Origin of the sequence: Actinoplanes regularis (assembly GCF_900188005.1) — a bacterium.
Lineage (GTDB): Bacteria > Actinomycetota > Actinomycetes > Mycobacteriales > Micromonosporaceae > Actinoplanes > Actinoplanes regularis.
In genome coordinates this window covers 82,858-99,516 of sequence record NZ_FZNR01000030.1, presented here as the reverse complement: position 1 = coordinate 99,516, position 16,659 = coordinate 82,858, and the positions used below count along the sequence as shown (strand labels likewise).

Below are 16,659 nucleotides of genomic sequence, written 5' to 3'. Positions count from 1 at the left end.
CATCCGCTGCGAACGACAACGACGCTGGGGCCAACCCGCCACACGAGCGGCGGCCTGACCCCAACACCCCAAACGTTCTTGGTCAGGGCACTAGCCATCGACCGCAGCCTCTCCCGCGCGGGTCGGCAGGTCACCACGTCAGTCCCAAAGGCGTTCCGGTCACCCCAGAACAGCTATTGATCCGTCGTCCGGCAGGCTCGGGCTGGGCATGTTTCGACGCTTTCGGCCAACCCATCGTCAGGATCGAGTCCGGTTCGGCGGGCTCCGAGGTCAGTGCGAGCCTGTCGCAGCCTCGGTCCGGAGGAGATCCACCGCCAGCTGAATGTCCGGCGGAATGACCTTCTTGCATTCGAAGTCCTTGGCGCGCAGCAGGAGCCGGCGCTGCTCGGCGCCGACCTCTTTGTCCAGAAGGATTCTGAGAGAGCGCACCGCCGACTCGACGGTGGGCGAGGAGTCGTGCTCCAACGTGGCGAGGCCGCGCAGGAGCGTGGTCTCGGCATCCGGCAGGTACAGGTAGCCGTCGCCGCCCGGCAGTGGAAGGCGACCGCCGGCGAGATCCGCACCGCGATGTTGCGGCTTTGGGACGGCAGCCGGTTCCTGGCCCGCAACGCCGAGACCGGCGAGATCGGCACCAGCACGCTCGACCTGATGCCGATCGCCGTCGGCGCCGGCCTTCCTGGACAGGTCAGCGACACTCTTGCCGGCCGTATCGCGGCGCACCTGACCGCGCACGGCCCCGCCACCGAGCCGACCAACTCCGCGCAGTACGCCTCCGACGGCTACTGGCGAGGACCGATCTGGGCGCCCTCGACCGTGCTGATCGAGGACTGCCTGCGCCGTGCCGGGCATGTCACCCTCGCCGACGAGATCAGCCAGCGGTTCCGGGTCCTGTGCGAGAAGTCCGGCTTTGCCGAGAACTTCGACGCCGAGACCGGCACCGGGCTACGCGACCGCGCCTACACCTGGACCGCCGCCAGCTACCTGATCTTCGCCGCGGTGCGATGTCGACGCGCCCACGCTCTCCGGCGGGCGCTCGTCAGCTGACGAACGGGCCCGACTCGGTCGGCAGCCCCGCATTCGTCCAGTCCTCGATGCCTTCCCGATACTTGCGCACGTTGGCGTATCCGAGGGCGGTGAGCTTGTCGGCCACCCGCTGACTGTTCGGGCAAGCCGGATTCGAGCAGTAGGTCACGATCAAGGAGGTCTTGCTCGGAAGGAGCGCGGCGGCCTGTTCGGTCACCTCATTTTCCACGAGCGGGATCGCGCCGGGCAGGTGCTGCTTGGCGTAGTACTCGCCACCGAGAGCGTCGATGACGGTCACGACACCAGCTTCGATCTCGGTTCGCAGCTGTTCGCGGTTGATGAGGGCGGTCACGGCATCCTCCTGGATGGGAGTGGACTATAGTCCGGTTATGCGTCACGACGATAACGGACCGCAGTCCGCTTACGCCAGGCCGGCTGAGGAATTACTGACGTTGCGCACGTCACCACCCCGGGAACGGGCCGACGCCGCACGCAATCGGGCTGTGGTGCTCGACGCGGCCGCGGCCCTCTTCCGCCAGCACGGCGTCGACGCGGTGTCGATGGACGCGATCGCCGCGGCCGCGGGCGTCGGCAAGGGCACCCTGTTCCGCCGGTTCGGGGACAAGGCGGGGCTCGCCGTCGCCCTGCTTGACGAGCAGGAACGCAAGCTGCAGGACGCGATCCTGTCCGGCCCGGCCCCGCTTGGACCGGGCCGGGCCGGCGACGATCCGACTCCGGCCGAGCGGCTACTGGCGTTCGTGGACGCGTATCTCGAATATCTGCTGGCCCACCTGGACCTGGTCGGGATGTCGGAGACCGGGTCGCCCCGCGCCCGCTACCGGATCGGCGCGTACCGCTTCTGGCACCACCACGTTCGACTGATGCTGGCCGAGCGCGACGACCCCGAGGCCGACGCACACACCCTGCTCGCCGTGCTCTCCGCCGAACATATCCGCGCCGTCACGACCGAGCTGGGCCACGCCCGGGCACGTCGCGCCGCCCTGACGCTCGTCGCCGCGCTCACCAGGTAGTGGCGACTGGGTCAAGCCTGGCGTTGGACCTGGTGCTCGACGAACGGTGCTTGCCTCACCACGCGACGAACCGTAGCCCGCACCACGACCTCGGCCAGCCTCACCACCACAGGGTCAGGGCCAACAGGCGCGACGGCATGGCGGGATCATCGGCGTCCACCACCGCCCACAGGCGTACACCACCGGGAATGGTGTCGCGCAACGCGACCCCTTCCACCTTGGGCACGCCGCCGGGCAGGGCGGACAGTTCGGCAGTGGCCAGCACGGTCTCGCCCTCGATCAGGGCGAGGGCCGCGGCGACCACAGGTCCGTCGTCAATGGCGTTCGGGGTGTCCTCGGCGGCGGCACTGACCAGGATCCGCCCGTCCGGCAGCGCCAGAGCGTCGGTGACCGCCAGAGCAACCCCGCCGACCGTGCCCAGGTCATACCGTCGCCGGTCACCGACCCCGACCCGGTCTGCGACACCGCAGCCGGTCACCACGGCCAACAACGCCCGTGCGTCGAGGTCGACGCTGCCACTCGGAATCCCGGCGGCGGCGTTGCCGCGCTGGAACCAGCGCAGCCGATCCCCGACCAGGCAAGCGCCCTCCAGGTTGAGCTGAACCAGGGGGATGTCCAGCGCCGCAGCGACACGCGAATACACCGGGCTCAACTCCGCCAAGGTGAACGAGGCGGGGGTGACCAGCGACGCCCGCATCCGCGCACCAGTCGAGCCGGAGCCCAACAGCAGCACCCCGGGCGTGCCATCCACGGTGACCGCGCAGGCCGCCTCGAAATCGGGTTTCCGATGCTTGGTGCCCGCCGCCGAGCTAAAGATCTCAAGACCGTCGACCGGATCGGCCACCCGGACCGCCGTCACCACGCCCTGCCGGGACCACGCCGCGTGGGTCGCGTCGTCCTGCACGATCAGCCAACCGTCCCCGAACGGGGCTATCCCGGACGCCGCCCGCACCGGCGACCCATCCGGGAACGCCAGCAACGCCGACTCCTGCACGGCCACTCGCACGACACACCACCTCTCCACCGACAACCGCAGGCCCTGCCATTCTTGCCCGAGGCCGGACCCCGGTTCAGCAGATCGTCGTGTACGGGGCGTTGACCGTGGTGCCGTCGGCGGACGCCGCCGCGATCACCGACACCGCACTTCTCACGGGAGGTGATCAGCGCATCCTCGCCACCCGGATCGGTGTAGAGATCCGCGCGGGCACTGAAGATCCCACCACGACGCAGGCCCAAGCCGACACTCCGACGAGCGCAACCACCGGACTCACCGCCACTACAGGGGCGGGCAACGTGCGGATCGCGGAGTTCCAGGCGTACACCCCGCTAGCCGCGCCCGGGCAGGCGGGCAGCTCGGCCCGCCTGCCCGGGCTCCTGCCGGCTAGGACACCGCCACATTCTGAATCACACCGGAACCTTCGAAGACGTTGACGCCGAACCGGCCACTCGGGTAGGCGGTGTCGGTCGTGTCGATCACCGGGGTGGCGCCGCCGTCCAGGTAGACCCGCAGGCTCGATCCGGTCGCCACCACCCGCAGGTGGTAGGTGCGACCGGCCCGGATGGTCGTGCGGTGCTCGGCGATCACACGGCCCGGTCGCCACAGTTTGACGACGCCGCCGGTATCGATGTTGGCGGTGTAGTGCTCAGTGGCGTCGGTATTGGCCCGGAAGGTGAGGGCGGCGGCGACACCGGTCTCGACGCGTAGGTCGCCGGAGTAACTGAAGTCCGTGCCGACCTGGTCGCTGAGCAGGAACGCGTCGCCGCTTGACTGGCCGCGGACGCCGGTGCCGGGCACGGTCCAGCCACCACCGACCGGATACCACCGGCTGTTCACCGTGGTGACGAACCCGGTCGCGCCGGAGTAGAGGTTCTGAACGTTCGCGGCGCCGGCGAAGACGTTGGCGCCGAATCGTCCCGTGGCGTAGGCGGTGTCGGTGGCGTCGATGACCGGTACCGGCCCGTGGTCCAGGTAGACCCGGATGCGGCCGCCGTTGGTCGTCACCTTGAGGTGGTAGGTGCGTTGGCGCTCGATCGGTGTCGGATACACCGCGATGTCGCGGCCCGGCCGCCACAGCTTCACCAGCCCGCTCGCGTCGATGTTGGCCGTGTAGTGGGCGGTGCCGTCCGCGCTGGCCCGGAACGTGAGACCCGCCGCGGCGGCAGTGTCCAGCCGTACGTCACCTTCATAGCTGGCGTCGCCCGCGGTCTGCGAGTTGAGGTAGAAACCGTCCCCGGTGCTTGACCCGCGCTTGCCGCCGGCGGTGTCGGTCCAGGTGCCGCCGGCCGCCCGCCACGGACCGGCCAGGTTGCTGTCGAGGGTGGACTCGCCGGCTCCCCAGGTGGAGTTGATCTGGTGCAACCGCAGTGTGGTGAGGCGTACCGAGCCGTTCTCGGCGAACAGCCGGATGCCTTGGCTGGTCGGCGTGGAGTCGAACGCGACATTGTCGGTCCAGGAGAACGTGCCGTCGTTGCCGAAGATCTCCAGTTGTCCCCGGTCCACCAGCAGTCGAAGTTTGATGGAGCCGTTCACCGTCGGCAGTGGTTTGCCGTCGAGAGTCTGGCTGGCGCGGTCGTAGCTGAGCGCCCGGTCGTAGCTGCCGTCGGGGCGGGCGTGCAGGCGGAAGCCGAAGCGGGTCGCGGTCGCGGTGGAAACCTCGAACGTGGCTTCCAGTTCGTACGTGTCGGCGCTGACGCCGGTCAGCGGATCGGTCGCAGGGTCCGCGGTCACCGTTCGGGAAGTCCAGGTCCGCGTGCCGGTGCGCAGCGCGGACACCTCGGCGACCGGGAACCGGGTCACCCGGATGCCCGCCGGCAGGGTTCGCAGCCCGAGTTGGGCCGGGATGCTGGCATTGCCGGTCCAGGTACCACCCCTGTTTCCCGGCTGCCAGGCCATCTGTACGACGCGGTTGTCGGGCATGTTGGCGAAGACGAGACCCGCGTAGAAGGTGCCGTCGGCGCTGTTGCGGCCGTGGTCCATCACCTGCGGTCCGGTCCAGGTGGTGCTGAAAGCGGTGCCGTCGAAGCCGCCGACCACGTATTCGCCGCTGGCGTCGGTGAGGACCCAGCGCTTGTCGGCGTCGTTGCCGTTGAGCGGCAGCTGGAACATGTCGGGGCATTCGAACAGCCAGTTCGCGGCGTACCGGCTGCGCAGCGTCCAGTCGATCAGATTGGTGGAGGTGTAGATGTTGACGCCGTTGCCGCCGGCGTCGGACCAGACCACCATGACCCAGCGTTTGGTCGGTTCGTGCCAGAGTACTTTCGGGTCGCGGCTGGTGCCGGGCATGGTGACGAGCTTGCGGCCGTTGTCGAAGCTGGTGAAGGTCTTCGCCCCGTCGGTGCTGTACGCCATGCTCACCCCGTTGGTGCCGGTGAAGACCACGATGGGATCGTCGTCACCGGATTTGAGTCCGGTGACGTTGGCGGTGTCCACGACGCCGGCTCCGGACCACAGGTCGCCGGGGTGCACGCCGGGCTCCAGGGCGATCGGTTTCTGGGTCCAGTGCGTCAGATCGGTGCTGGTGGCGTGGCCCCAGTGCATCGTGTCCCAGCCGAGCCCGTGCGGGTTGTGCTGGAAGAACAGGTGATAGGTGCCGCGGTAGTAGAGCGGGGCGTTCACGTCGTTCATCCACCCGGAGCGGGCGCTGAAGTGGAACTGCCCGCGTTGCGGCTCGTGGTAGTCGGTGGCCGGGTACGGGAACTCGGGGTAGGTGCTGACCGTCCCGGCGGAGGCGGGTGCCGGCAGGCTGATCACTGCGGCAAGGATCAGGAACGCGGTGAGGACGGCACGTTTCAGGGCGGTCGGTACTGCTGCGGACATAGGTCACCCTTCGCGGGTAGACGGACGGCGGCGGTCATGACTGCCTCGGGTGCGGGCCGGTGATCTCACCGGAGCCGCGCGGGATCAGTCGGGTCGGCACGAGATGGGTGGTGGGCTCCCACCGCTGTCCATCGAGGCGGCGGAAGATCAAATCGGCGGCGACCAGACCCATCCGGAATGGGTCCTGGGCCACCACCGTGACGGCGGGTTGCAGGAGGTCGGCGAGGGGGAAGTCGTCGAATCCGACGAGCGCGATCTGTTCGTGCTGGTGGAGTTCGCGTAATGCTCGAATAGCGCCGATGGTCACCAGGTTCTGTGCGGTGAAGTAGGCCGTCGGCGGTCTGCGACCGGTGGTCAGGCGCAGTGCCGCCGCTCGGGCGGCGTCCTCGGTGTGCAGGTCGTGGACGATGTGGTCGGGTTGCGGGCGGATGCCGTGGTCGCTGAGCGCCTCCTTGTAGCCCTGAAGACGCTCCGCGGCCGTGGCGATGGTGGACAGGTCACCCAGGTAGCCGATGTCGCGATGACCGTGTGCCACCAGGTGGTGCACGGCCGCCGCGGCGCCGGCGCGATTGTCGGCCAGGACGGCGTCGGCGAGTACTCCCACGGGGGGCCGGTCCACGAAGATCACCGGCGTGCCGGCGGTGATCTCGTGGGCGAGATATGCCTGGTTGTCGCTGGCCGGCACCACGACGAGCGCGTCGGCCTGACGTGCGGTGAACGCCTGGACCAGGATTTTCTCTCGTGCGGGATCCTCGTCGACGCTACCGGCGAAGATCATGACGTCACGGCTGCGGGCAACGTCCTCCAGCGCCCGGTGCAGCGCGGAGGAGAACGGGTTCGCGACGTTCTCCAGCACCGCGCCGATCGCCGCTGTCCGGCCGGTCGACCGACGCAGGGCGCTCGCCGTGAAGTTGGGCCGGTAATTGAGCTGAGCGACGGCCCGCTGCACGGCGTTGACCTTGGCGGGGCTCACGCCGGTTTCTCCGTTGACGACGCGCGACGCGGTCTTGGGGCTTACCCCCGCGAGCATCGCGACATCGCGCAGCGTGGCTCGCGTTGTCACCGCGGCGGCGATCTCTTCGGCATGGTGCGGCACAAGCTCTCCTCGGCAACAGTCGGCGCCGGCCGCGGGGTGGCGCCGGGCCAGCAGAAGGCTATCGCCGCGGCGGAGGGCAACCCGTATCGGCTGTCCGGCGACCCCACCTCCCATCTCATCGACATTCATCAATTAATGTCCGGATCGTGGCCGCCATCCTGAGTCTGCGATGACCACGTTGTCAAGACGTCTAAATCGTTTCTACTTCGTTACATGACGCAATCAACTAGGACCATTGACAGAAGTCGAATCGACACCCAACACTGCGTTGACATCGTTGTCGAAATCCGTTCGGCGGACCGCCGGCAAGCACATAGGAGTGCACATGATCCTGCCCGGAGGACGGCGAGGCACCCTGCTGCTCGCCCTCGCGACGGCCACCTGTCTGATGAGTACCGCCTGCGGCGCGGACGAGGGCGCCGGCGGTGACGACAACGTCGCCGTCGCCCTGATCACGAAGAACTCCACCAACCCGTTCTTCGTGACCATGCAAGACGGGGCGCGTAAGGCCGCCGAGGCCGAAGGCGTGAAGCTCACCGTCGCCGCCGGCAAGGAGGACGGCGACGAGGCCGGCCAGGTCCAGGCCATCGAGGACGCGATCGCCCGCGGCGACGAGGGAATCCTGATCACCCCCAATGGTCCGGGCGTGAACCCGGCCATCAAGAAGGCGCGTGACGCGGGCCTTTACGTCATCGCCCTGGACACCCCGCCCGATCCCGCGAACACCGTCGACATCACCTTCGCCACCGACAACTTCAAGGCCGGCGAACTGATCGGCCAGTGGACCGCCAAGCAACTGGCCGGCAAGCCGGCCAGCATCGCCCTGCTCGACCTGTTCGCCGACAAGATCGTCTCGGTGGACTACAACCGGGACCAGGGCTTTCTGAAAGGCATGGGCATCGACACCAAAGACCCCAAGGTCAACGGTGACGAGGCGAAGACCGGCTCCTACGCCGCTGGCACCTACAGCATCGTCTGCAACGAGCCCACCAACGGCGCCGAGGACGGCGGCCGTACGGCGATGGAACGCTGCCTCGCCAAGAACCCGGCGATCAACGTGGTCTACACGATCAACGAACCGGCCGCGGTAGGCGCGCGGAAGGCGATTCAGGCCGCCGGCACCAAAGACGTACTGGTCGTGTCGATCGACGGCGGCTGCGCCGGTGTGCAGCAGGTCAAGGACGGCCTGATCAACGCCACCAGCCAGCAGTACCCGGTCAAGATGGCCGAGCTCGGCGTTCAAGCGATCAAGAAGATCGCACGGGGCGGAGAGAAACCGCAGACCACCGGCGGCCTCGACTTCTTCGACACCGGCGTCAGCCTGGTGACCGACCGGCCGGCGTCCGGCGTCGACAGCATCGACCCCGCCGAGGGCGCGAGCAAATGCTGGGGCAAGGCCTGACCGTGACCACCACCCCCACGGCCGCCACCACGGTCGAGCAGCTCGGGCCGCGTCGGCGTAGACCGCTGGAGCGGCTCCAACACAACCTGCACGCGCACCCGTCGATCAGCCCGCTGTTGGTGCTGATTCTCGCCTTCGTCGTGTTCAGCGCCGTCAACCCGCGTTTCGCCTCACCCAACTCCCTGTCGCTGGTGCTGCAACAGGTCGCGGTCGTCGGGGCGCTCGCCGTCGGGCAGACCCTGGTCATCCTCACCGCCGGCATCGACCTGTCGGTCGGCGCCGTCACCATTCTGGCGATGATGCTCGCCGCCAAGGTCACCGAAGGCCAGAGCCTGCCGGGCATCCTCGCGGTCGCCCTGGGCATCGGGGTCGGCCTGCTGGCCGGGCTGATCAACGGTGCCCTCGTGACCCGTGTCGGCCTGCCACCCTTCATCGTCACCCTCGGCACGCTGAGCGTCTTCGGAGCCATCGCGCTGCTCTACACCAAGGGACAGAGCGTGCAGGCCGTGGACCTGCCCGACCTGCTCAACTGGACCGGTGAGACCTTCCCAGTCGGCGATTTCCGGATCAGCGTCGGGGTGGTGCTGGTGGCCGTCCTCTACCTGCTCGTCGGGTACGCCCTGGCGAACACCGCCTGGGGCCGGCATGTGTACGCCGTCGGCGACGACAAGGAGGCCGCCCGCCTCGCCGGCATCCGGGTTGATCGGGTGCTGCTGAGCGTCTACCTCACCGCCGGCGCCGTCTACGGCCTCGCTGCCTGGATCCTGATCGGCCGGGCCGGTGCCGCCAGCCCCAACGCGATCACCGACGCGAACCTGGAAAGCATCACCGCGGTGGTCATCGGCGGCACCAGCCTCTTCGGCGGTCGCGGCGCCCTGGTCGGAACCCTGCTCGGCGCCCTCATCGTCGGCTCCTTCCGCAGCGGCTTGTCCCTCGCCGGCGTCGACGACCAATACCGGGTGCTCGCCGTCGGGCTGCTCGTGCTGCTCGCCGTCGCCGTCGACCAGTGGATCCGGAAGGTGAAGTCGTGACGACCCCGGTGCTGTCCGCGCGTGGCCTGATCAAGACGTACGGCCGGGTGGTCGGCCTGGACGGCGTGGACATCGACCTCTATCCAGGCGAGGTGCTCGCCATCATCGGCGACAACGGTGCCGGCAAGTCGACGCTGATCAAATGCCTCACCGGCGCGCTCGCCCCCGACTCCGGCGAGATACTGCTCGACGGCCGGCCGGTGCACTTCCGCCGGCCGCAGGACGCCCGCGACGTCGGTATCGAAACCGTCTACCAGACGCTGGCCGTGGCGCCCGCCCTGGACATCGCCAGCAACCTGTTCCTGGCCCGGGAACGCCGCCGGCCCGGGCTGCTCGGCTCGGTATTCCGGATGATCGACAAGAAGGGTATGCGGCAGGAGGCCGAAAAGGCACTGACCGAACTCGGCATCGGCACACTGCAGAACATGTCGCAGGCGGTCGAAACCCTCTCCGGCGGGCAGCGGCAAGCCGTGGCGGTCGCGCGGGCCGCCGCCTTCGGCAGCAAAGTGATCGTGCTCGACGAGCCGACCGCCGCGCTCGGCGTACGCGAGTCCCAACAGGTGCTCCGAATGATCGACCAGGTCCGTTCCCGAGGCCTGCCGGTGGTGCTGATCAGCCACAACATGCCACACGTCTTCGAGGTCGCCGACCGCATCCACATCCAGCGCCTCGGCCGGGCAGCCGGAGTGATCACCCCGCGATCGCACACCATGTCGGAGGCCGTGGCCATCATGACCGGTGCCACCACACTCGCCGAGACCGCCGTCGGGATCACCGGCGAATCCGGAGAAAACTCATGATCCTCGTCGCGGGAGAGAGCCTCGTCGACCTCATCACGGACCCGATGACTGGCCGGACGGTCGCCCACCCCGGCGGCAGCCCGGCGAACGTGGCCACGGCACTCGCCCGGCTCGGGCAGCCGGTATCCCTGTTGACCCAGATCGGCGCGGACAGCCACGGCCGGCTGCTGCTGGATCACCTGACGGGAAGCGGGGTCCGGTTCACGGCCGACTCCCTGCTCGACGACGCGTCGACCAGCGTGGCACGCACCGACGTCAACGCCGACGGACACGCCAGCTACACCTTCAACCTACGCTGGCGGTCCTTCCGCGGCACGGTGCCACCGGGCACCCAATGCGTACACACCGGATCGGCCGCCGCAGTGGTGTCGCCGGGCGCCCAGAGTGTGGCGGCGTTGCTGCGCGAGGCGCGCGGATCCGCGACGATCAGCTACGACCCCAACTGCCGGCCCTCACTGATGGGCGATCCGGAGCGGGCCCGGCGAAGAGTGGAAGCCCTGATCGGCATGAGCGACATCGTCAAGATCAGCCTTGACGACCTCGCCTGGCTCTATCCGAACCAGCCGTATCGGCAAGTCGCGGAAGGATGGCTGGAGCGCGGCATCCGGCTGGCCGTGGTGACGCTCGGCGCCGCCGGTGCCTGGGCCATCACCCACCTGCGTTCCAGCACGGTGAACGCCGTACCCGTGGAGGTCGCGGACACCGTCGGCGCCGGTGACGCCTTCACCGCGGGCCTGCTGTTCGCCTGCGCCGAAAGGAACCTGCTCGGCGCCGACCGACGTGACGCCCTCGCCGACATGGACGAGACCGCGCTGACCGGCACGCTGCGGTTCGCCGCCCACACCGCCGCGATCACCTGCGGCAGAAGGGGAGCCGACCCACCCTTGCTGGCGGAACTCCCGCGGTAAGGCCGATGCCGTCCCGGACTACGACGCCAAGCCGGGGAGGCCGACCCGATCAGGCGTCGTTCGCCGGCGGGACGAGTCCGGTGACCTCGCCCAGGCTGATCCGGGTGCCACCCGGGCCGGGCGCGGTCGCCGAGACGCACACCTCGTCACCGTCCTCCAGGACGCGCGTACCGTGCCGCCGGGCAGGGTGATCGGGTTCCGGCCGCCCCAGCTCAACTCATCAGCGAACCGCGTTGGTCCAGTTCAGGCCCGCTCACCGGGCCCGAGGCGTAAAGATCGCCGGGGCGGATCGAGGCCCCGTTCGCCGTCATGTGCGCGAGCATCTGGGCCGGCGTCCAATACATACTCGAGAACGGCGGGCGGGAGATCACCCGCCCGTTCAGGGAGGTCCCCAGCACCACCAACTGCTGATGCGGTAGGCCCCGCAACGCCGCCACGATCTCCTCGTTGATCGGATCGAACCGTCCCCGCAGCGGCATCTCTTGCCAACCCGGCCCGCTCTCGTTGTCGAGCACCACCTGTCGGCTGGCCGACGGCCGACCGGTCGACGACCAACGCACCATCACCGGGGCCGGGCGGATGACCTCCCGACGCTTGGCCTCCTCAGCCCACTGCCTGCCGACCCGAACGCCCAGATCTGTCAGCACCTGTTCGGTTCGGTCGATGCTGAAAGGACGTCTCCACCAACGCGGCATCGCGCCACCATGGCCAACCACCGCCACCCGGCACACCAGCCGTCAGAACCAACCCGCAAGCCGGTCTACCGCTACCGGGCGACCGGTGATGAGTGACAACCCTCGGCGACGCGATAGCCCCACTCCTTCATGGATGACGAATCGAGGTTGAATCCCTGAGAGAAGGTCATTTCGTACGGCTCGTGGCGACCGTTGCTGATCGAGTCAAGACGTTCGTCGTAAATTTTTCCCGATAGTGAAAGCTGCCGTCCTCGTAACCAGAAGATGACATTCTTTAAGCGAAGCCTGCCGGGTCGGGATCATTTCGATTCGCGTTCGGAGCTGCGAATCTGCTGCTCGGGCCCGCTGACCGGGATGTCGGCGGTGTCCCGGCCCGCGCTCCGTCGCGGAAACCCGAACTTAGCTGGTACGAGGCTTACCCGCAGCCGCACTGCCCGGCACGGACAGCGGCGACGTGACCATCGCAACCTCACCCCCTGCTCCCGTGCGGGCCTGCTTGACCAGCAAGAAATGGCCTTTGAAGATTGCGGTCGAGGCCATTGTAGATCGAGGATCATGCCGCGCCGGGTGACGCCGTCAATATCACTGACGAGTACCGTTGAAGAAATATTGCAAGATAGTCATATGTGTCAATGTGAGTCCTTGTTTGCGATCGACTGCGGGCGTAGCGTCCAGCCGGGAATGGACATCAGTCCATCGGATTCTTCCAACGTCAGGAGGCGCCATGTCAGCCATGACGTACACACCGCCCATGCCGACCGTGGGCCAGCAGATGTTCACCGGCTTCGGTGACAGCGGCACCGCATACGGTGCCCAGCAGGGCGGCCAGGGGCTCGCCGGCAGGTTCGGGCCGGAACAGGGACAGCAGCAGATGCTCCAGGTCGCGCAGCAGCAGTTGGCGCACCGCATCGCCCAGCAGCTGATCCGGCAGCAGGTTGCTCAGCTCTTGACGCAGCAGCCGGGCATCATCCAGCAGATCGAGCAGACGCAGCTCGTGCAGCATCAGGCGTACACCCATCCTCTGGTGCACTCCCTCGCCCAGCAGCCCGTGGTCCAGCAGGTCGCCCAGCAGGCGATCCAACAGATCGTCCAGTCCGGCCTGCTGCAGTTCGTGCACCAAGCCGCGCAGCAGCTTGTCCAGCAGCAGCTGACTCCGCAGTACGGTGCACAGCAGGGCGTCGGCCAGCAGTACGGCCCGCAGCAGCCCTTCGGTCAGCAGCAGCCCTTCGGCCAGCAGTATGGCTTCGGTCAGCAGCAGCCGCCGTACCCCTTCCCGGGTAGCCCGCTCGGCCGCTAGGGCCCGTCTCGCGATCCGCGCCATGACCCATCGCCGGTGCCGCGGTGCGCGCGGTCCGGAGTTCGCTGCCCTGCCGGGCCTACCGATGGCGGGCCGCAACCCGCGGCGCCGATGCGGGCGGCAGCCTGATGCACCTCCGATCTCCTTGTGCCAGGCCGGCACCACACAAATCGGATGGCACCGGCGCCACGCGGATCGATCACCTGTCCCCGGTTGACGCGGGCGGCAACTCGCGCTGACGGCGTGGGCCGTTCGGCCCGGCGGCGGGTTGATCGGGTGCAGTGTGCACGCCGGCGGCCGGCACGGCTCGAAGGAGCCCCGGCCGCCGGCCTCCCCCGGTGCGGCGCCGGAGAGGAAGTCGTGGCAACGACCGGCACGCCAGCCGGTGCTGGAACCCGTCACATGACACCACAGCGGAAGGAGCAGCGCTATGACGGAGGGGAACCACGCACGCGACGACGCAGGCGATGCGGGCCGTTCGCCTGATTCGGTTCGGTCACGCACCGGACGGTACTTGGTGGCCCCGACTGGGTGGGTGACCGCGGCCGATGCCGCTGCGGACCCGATGGCGAGGGAGCAGAAGCTCATCGAGGCACTGCGACGGAACCCTGACCTGCGCGTGCTGCGGGTCGTTCGCAGCTCCGTCTCCGAGGCCGTCGCCGCGGAGGGTCACGCCGGATCCGTGGGGCTACGGTATCCCACGGTCGCGGTGGTGGAGACGACGCCGGAGCAGGCCACCATCCTGGCGGCGCGGCCGGAGTTCCACGTCGACATCGACCAGCCGCTCAAGCAGCTTGAGTCGCTACCGCCCTGGCCGGCGACGGATGCGAGCAGCTTCGACGAGTTCACCCAGGTACGGTTCCAGGCCCGCAACGAGGAGGGCGAGCCGGTCCAGGACGCTTTCTTGTACGTCCACGGCGGGGCCTATCCCGTGACGGCCCATACCGATGCCGAGGGCTTCGCTGAGCTGACAGTTCCGGCCGGCACCCTCGATGACGTGGAGGGAGTGTACGTTCGTCCGCGCGCGGACCACTGGAGCGTCGTGGTCGACCGGCCGGCCCTGTCGCACACCGAGATCAATACGGTGGTCTGCCGGAGGCTCGGCGAGGTTTCGGAGGAACATCCCGGCGAGGACTGGGCACGCCAGGTGACGGGTTTCGACCGCCTTCCGCCCACGTACCGGGGGCACGGCGTGAAGATCGCCGTCGTCGGCTCGGGGGTCGCCGCCGGACGACTCGCCAGCGAGCAGGTCACCGGCGGCATCGATGTCGTCGGGCAGGACGACAAGTCCTGGGACCAGGACCTGACCGGGCGGGCCACGCACCACGTGGCGCTGATCGTCGGACACGACGGCGACCGGCTGGTCGGCGTGGCTCCGGAGGCCGAGGTGCACGTCTGCAGGGTATTTCCCGGCGGCCGGCTCAGTAACCTCATCGAAGTGCTCGACTACTGCATCACACAGGAGGTCGACATCATCGACCTCGGCGTCTACGCCGAGCAGCCCTCGGTTCTTGTGGCGCAGAAACTCGAGGAGGTACGCCAGGCGGGCATTCTCTGTGTGGCGGCGGCCGGCGACACCGCAGGCCCGGTGGGGTTCCCGGGCACGATGCCCGCTCTGTTCACCGTCGCCGCGATAGGCCGGTTGGGCACCTTCCCGCCGGACAGCGCGCATGCCGCTCAGATCGCGGGTATCCCAACTCCGGAGGGACTGTTCGCCGCTCGATCCAGCTGTTGCGGTCGGAAGGTCGACGCGTGGCTGCCCGGCGTCGCGGTGATCTCAGCGGCGGCGACCGGCGGTCGGGTAGCCCTGGACGGCTCCGCTGTCGCGGCCACCTATGGCGCGGCACTCGCGGGCCTGGTCCTGGCACACCACCCCGATTTTCGGTACGGCTTCGTCAGCCGCGGACCTGCGCGCGTGCAACGGCTCGCTCAACTCGTCCGCGCGAGCTGCCGTCCGCTTGCCGGCCTCCCGGGCTCCGGCGTCCCGGACGCCACCGTGGCGGTCGGGCTCGCACCGCCGTTCGTGTCACCCGGTGAGCCGTGGACCGGCGATCCGATTCAGGTGCCTCAGTACGCGATGCCGGCGGACCGACTCCGTACCGGATATGCGGAACCGTCGCCAGGGGAGCAGGCAGAGACGCTGTCGGCGGCCCTGCGAGCCGCCGAGGTCCTGGTTCCGGAGCTGGACGACTGAAGCCTCTTCGGCCGGGGAGAGCGGCGCTACCCGGTTCTGACCCTTGTCGTGCCGAAAGCGGCCGTGCGGAACGAGCCGGCCGACAACCGGTCGTTCTTCGGCCTTGGCTTCTCGCACAGTGTCCCGCGGCGCCGGCGCCGCGGGACACTGCGGCCTCCCGCGGTGAAACGGGAATCGGCCCGGCGGGACCGGCGCCTGCGCCCAGGCTGACGCGGCACCCAACGCCGCGTCAGCACGACCTGTTGCCGGTTCGCATTGAGCAGATGGTCGGTGAGACCGTCCATGGACCCGTCCCAATGCAACTTGACATCAAGGTGAGTTGAGGTTTTAGCGTCTCCCGGTGGATCTAGGAACATTGCAGGACCCGGGTGTCAGCGAGCGCATGAAAGGCGCCTTCCGCCGATACCCGACCGGCGTAGCGGTCATCACCGCCAACGGCCCCGACGGCCCGGTCGGCCTGACCGCTTCCAGCGTCGCCTCGGTCTCGGTCAGCCCGCCGGCGTTGTCGTTCTCGGTCATGGGCACCCGCTCGGCGCAGGCTCTGCTGTCCGCGCCGAGCCTCGTCGTCCATCTCCTCGGCACCCGGCACACCGACCTGGCCTGGCACTTCTCCCACTCCGACGGCGAGCGTTTCACCGCCGACCAGGGCTGGAGCACGCTGCCCTCGGGGGAGCCGATCCTGTTCGACGCGGTCGCCGCGCTGCGTGGTGCTCCCCTGCACCTCGTACCGGTGGGTGATTCGACGCTGGTCGTCGCCGGCGTCCTGGAGGTCTTCCACGGCCCGGAGGACCGCCCCCTGATCCACCATTCCCGGAAATTCATGACCTCGGAGGAATTCTGATGCGACTGCCGCGTCTCCTGCTCCCGCGCACCGTCGTGAGCGCCCACTGCGATCTTCCGTGCGGCGTCTACGACCCGGCCCAGGCTCGCATCGAAGCCGAATCGATCAAGGCGCTCTGTGAGAAGTACCAGGCCAGCACGGACCAAGAGTTCCGCACCCGCGCCCTGATCATCAAGGAGCAGCGCTCCGAGCTGGTCAAGCACCACCTCTGGGTGCTGTGGACCGACTACTTCAAGGCCCCGCACTTCGAGAAGTACCCGCAGCTGCACCAGCTGTTCAACGAGGCGACCAAGCTGGCCGGCGCCGGCGGCGCCAAGGGCTCCGCGGACCCGGCGATCGCCGATCAGCTGCTCGGCAAGATCGAGGAGATCTCCAAGATCTTCTGGGAAACCAAGCAGGCCTGACAACGCTGGTGCCCGGCCTGGGCCGGGCACCAGCGTTGTCAGGCGATCACCAGAGCGGCCATGTCCAGGAGCTGTGGCCGCGACAAGATTCGCGACGTGGCCGCAGGCCGGTGGTGACCA

The 16,659-nt window shown here is 68.5% G+C and carries 16 protein-coding genes; 9 read left to right on the top strand and 7 right to left on the bottom strand.

Translation table 11 applies throughout. From position 1 onward, the window contains the following. Nucleotides 1–270: 270 nt before the first annotated feature. Nucleotides 271–465: a hypothetical protein gene (locus CHC09_RS41120; RefSeq protein WP_089298676.1), complete on the bottom strand. Its 195-nt coding sequence runs from the start codon at nt 463–465 to the stop codon at nt 271–273. Between CHC09_RS41120 and CHC09_RS41115 the strand changes: the two genes are divergently transcribed. Further along, on the top strand, nt 457–1,044 hold the full coding sequence (locus tag CHC09_RS41115) for an MGH1-like glycoside hydrolase domain-containing protein (protein WP_179277497.1): 588 nt from the start codon (nt 457–459) through the stop codon (nt 1,042–1,044). The two genes, CHC09_RS41120 and CHC09_RS41115, sit on opposite strands and share 9 nt — an antisense overlap. Here CHC09_RS41115 and CHC09_RS41110 read toward each other — a convergent pair. After that, entirely contained in the window at nt 1,037–1,375 is a 339-nt protein-coding gene (locus CHC09_RS41110; RefSeq protein WP_089298675.1) for a rhodanese-like domain-containing protein, read from the bottom strand. The genes CHC09_RS41115 and CHC09_RS41110 overlap by 8 nt on opposite strands. A 37-nt stretch (nt 1,376–1,412) precedes the next feature. Here CHC09_RS41110 and CHC09_RS41105 point away from each other — a divergent pair, with 37 nt between their 5' ends. Next, nucleotides 1,413–2,054, top strand: a complete 642-nt coding sequence (locus CHC09_RS41105; protein ID WP_089298674.1) for a TetR/AcrR family transcriptional regulator — start codon at nt 1,413–1,415, stop codon at nt 2,052–2,054. Between the two features lie 100 nt (nt 2,055–2,154). Here the strand turns inward: CHC09_RS41105 and CHC09_RS41100 are convergent, their stop codons facing one another. The 3 genes from CHC09_RS41100 to CHC09_RS41090 form a co-directional block, all read right to left on the bottom strand. Continuing rightward, nucleotides 2,155–3,060 carry a DUF6910 family protein gene (locus CHC09_RS41100; RefSeq protein WP_089298673.1) on the bottom strand — a complete coding sequence of 302 codons (906 nt, stop codon included), beginning with the start codon at nt 3,058–3,060 and terminating at the stop codon, nt 2,155–2,157. A gap of 375 nt (nt 3,061–3,435) precedes the next feature. Then, a complete protein-coding gene (locus CHC09_RS41095; protein WP_089298672.1) occupies nt 3,436–5,871 on the bottom strand; it encodes a glycoside hydrolase family 32 protein in 2,436 nt (811 codons plus the stop codon). Nucleotides 5,872–5,905: 34 nt separating this feature from the next. Beyond that, nucleotides 5,906–6,967 carry a LacI family DNA-binding transcriptional regulator gene (locus tag CHC09_RS41090; protein ID WP_239138843.1) on the bottom strand — a complete coding sequence of 354 codons (1,062 nt, stop codon included), beginning with the start codon at nt 6,965–6,967 and terminating at the stop codon, nt 5,906–5,908. A 325-nt stretch (nt 6,968–7,292) separates the two neighbouring features. On the opposite strand from CHC09_RS41090, the gene CHC09_RS41085 reads away from it, so the two are divergent. Genes CHC09_RS41085 through CHC09_RS41070 form a run of 4 tightly spaced genes read left to right on the top strand, consistent with a single transcriptional unit; the run spans nt 7,293 to nt 11,108 of the window. Further along, nucleotides 7,293–8,369 (top strand): substrate-binding domain-containing protein, encoded by a 1,077-nt coding sequence (locus CHC09_RS41085; RefSeq protein WP_089298692.1) that lies wholly within the window; start codon nt 7,293–7,295, stop codon nt 8,367–8,369. Between the two features lie 2 nt (nt 8,370–8,371). After that, nucleotides 8,372–9,400 (top strand): ABC transporter permease, encoded by a 1,029-nt coding sequence (locus tag CHC09_RS41080; RefSeq protein ID WP_239138842.1) that lies wholly within the window; start codon nt 8,372–8,374, stop codon nt 9,398–9,400. Continuing rightward, nucleotides 9,397–10,200, top strand: a complete 804-nt coding sequence (locus CHC09_RS41075) for an ATP-binding cassette domain-containing protein (RefSeq protein ID WP_179277496.1) — start codon at nt 9,397–9,399, stop codon at nt 10,198–10,200. The genes CHC09_RS41080 and CHC09_RS41075 overlap by 4 nt, the downstream gene beginning before the upstream one ends. Beyond that, entirely contained in the window at nt 10,197–11,108 is a 912-nt protein-coding gene (locus CHC09_RS41070) for a carbohydrate kinase family protein (protein ID WP_089298668.1), read from the top strand. Before CHC09_RS41075 ends, CHC09_RS41070 begins: the two co-directional genes overlap by 4 nt. Before the next feature lie 212 nt (nt 11,109–11,320). On the opposite strand, the gene CHC09_RS48960 is transcribed toward CHC09_RS41070, so the two are convergent. Together CHC09_RS48960 and CHC09_RS46945 are read right to left on the bottom strand one after the other, a co-directional pair. Next, entirely contained in the window at nt 11,321–11,803 is a 483-nt protein-coding gene (locus CHC09_RS48960) for a fumarylacetoacetate hydrolase family protein (RefSeq protein ID WP_373872014.1), read from the bottom strand. A gap of 727 nt (nt 11,804–12,530) precedes the next feature. Further along, a complete protein-coding gene (locus CHC09_RS46945; protein WP_179277495.1) occupies nt 12,531–13,124 on the bottom strand; it encodes a hypothetical protein in 594 nt (197 codons plus the stop codon). 511 nt (nt 13,125–13,635) lie between these two features. On the opposite strand from CHC09_RS46945, the gene CHC09_RS41055 reads away from it, so the two are divergent. The 3 genes from CHC09_RS41055 (at nt 13,636) to sodN (ending at nt 16,539) form a co-directional block, all read left to right on the top strand. Beyond that, nucleotides 13,636–15,294, top strand: a complete 1,659-nt coding sequence (locus CHC09_RS41055) for a S8 family serine peptidase (protein WP_089298666.1) — start codon at nt 13,636–13,638, stop codon at nt 15,292–15,294. Nucleotides 15,295–15,634: 340 nt separating this feature from the next. Further along, entirely contained in the window at nt 15,635–16,135 is a 501-nt protein-coding gene (locus tag CHC09_RS41050; RefSeq protein ID WP_239138841.1) for a flavin reductase family protein, read from the top strand. Further along, the gene (gene sodN, locus CHC09_RS41045; RefSeq protein WP_089298665.1) at nt 16,135–16,539 is read left to right on the top strand and encodes a superoxide dismutase, Ni; all 405 of its coding nucleotides are present in this window, start codon (nt 16,135–16,137) and stop codon (nt 16,537–16,539) included. The genes CHC09_RS41050 and sodN overlap by 1 nt, the downstream gene beginning before the upstream one ends. The last annotated feature ends 120 nt before the right edge of the window (nt 16,540–16,659 follow it).

What these genes read in the sequence shown, in the direction of transcription:
- CHC09_RS41095 (WP_089298672.1), bottom strand. Translation starts at nt 5,871, where the DNA reads ATGTCCGCAGCAGTACCGACCGCCCTGAAACGTGCCGTCCTCACCGCG.
- CHC09_RS41085 (WP_089298692.1), top strand. Translation starts at nt 7,293, where the DNA reads ATGATCCTGCCCGGAGGACGGCGAGGCACCCTGCTGCTCGCCCTCGCG.
- CHC09_RS46945 (WP_179277495.1), bottom strand. Translation starts at nt 13,124, where the DNA reads ATGGCGCGGATCGCGAGACGGGCCCTAGCGGCCGAGCGGGCTACCCGG.
- CHC09_RS41105 (WP_089298674.1), top strand. Translation starts at nt 1,413, where the DNA reads ATGCGTCACGACGATAACGGACCGCAGTCCGCTTACGCCAGGCCGGCT.
- sodN (WP_089298665.1), top strand. Translation starts at nt 16,135, where the DNA reads ATGCGACTGCCGCGTCTCCTGCTCCCGCGCACCGTCGTGAGCGCCCAC.
- CHC09_RS41070 (WP_089298668.1), top strand. Translation starts at nt 10,197, where the DNA reads ATGATCCTCGTCGCGGGAGAGAGCCTCGTCGACCTCATCACGGACCCG.
- CHC09_RS48960 (WP_373872014.1), bottom strand. Translation starts at nt 11,803, where the DNA reads ATGCCGCGTTGGTGGAGACGTCCTTTCAGCATCGACCGAACCGAACAG.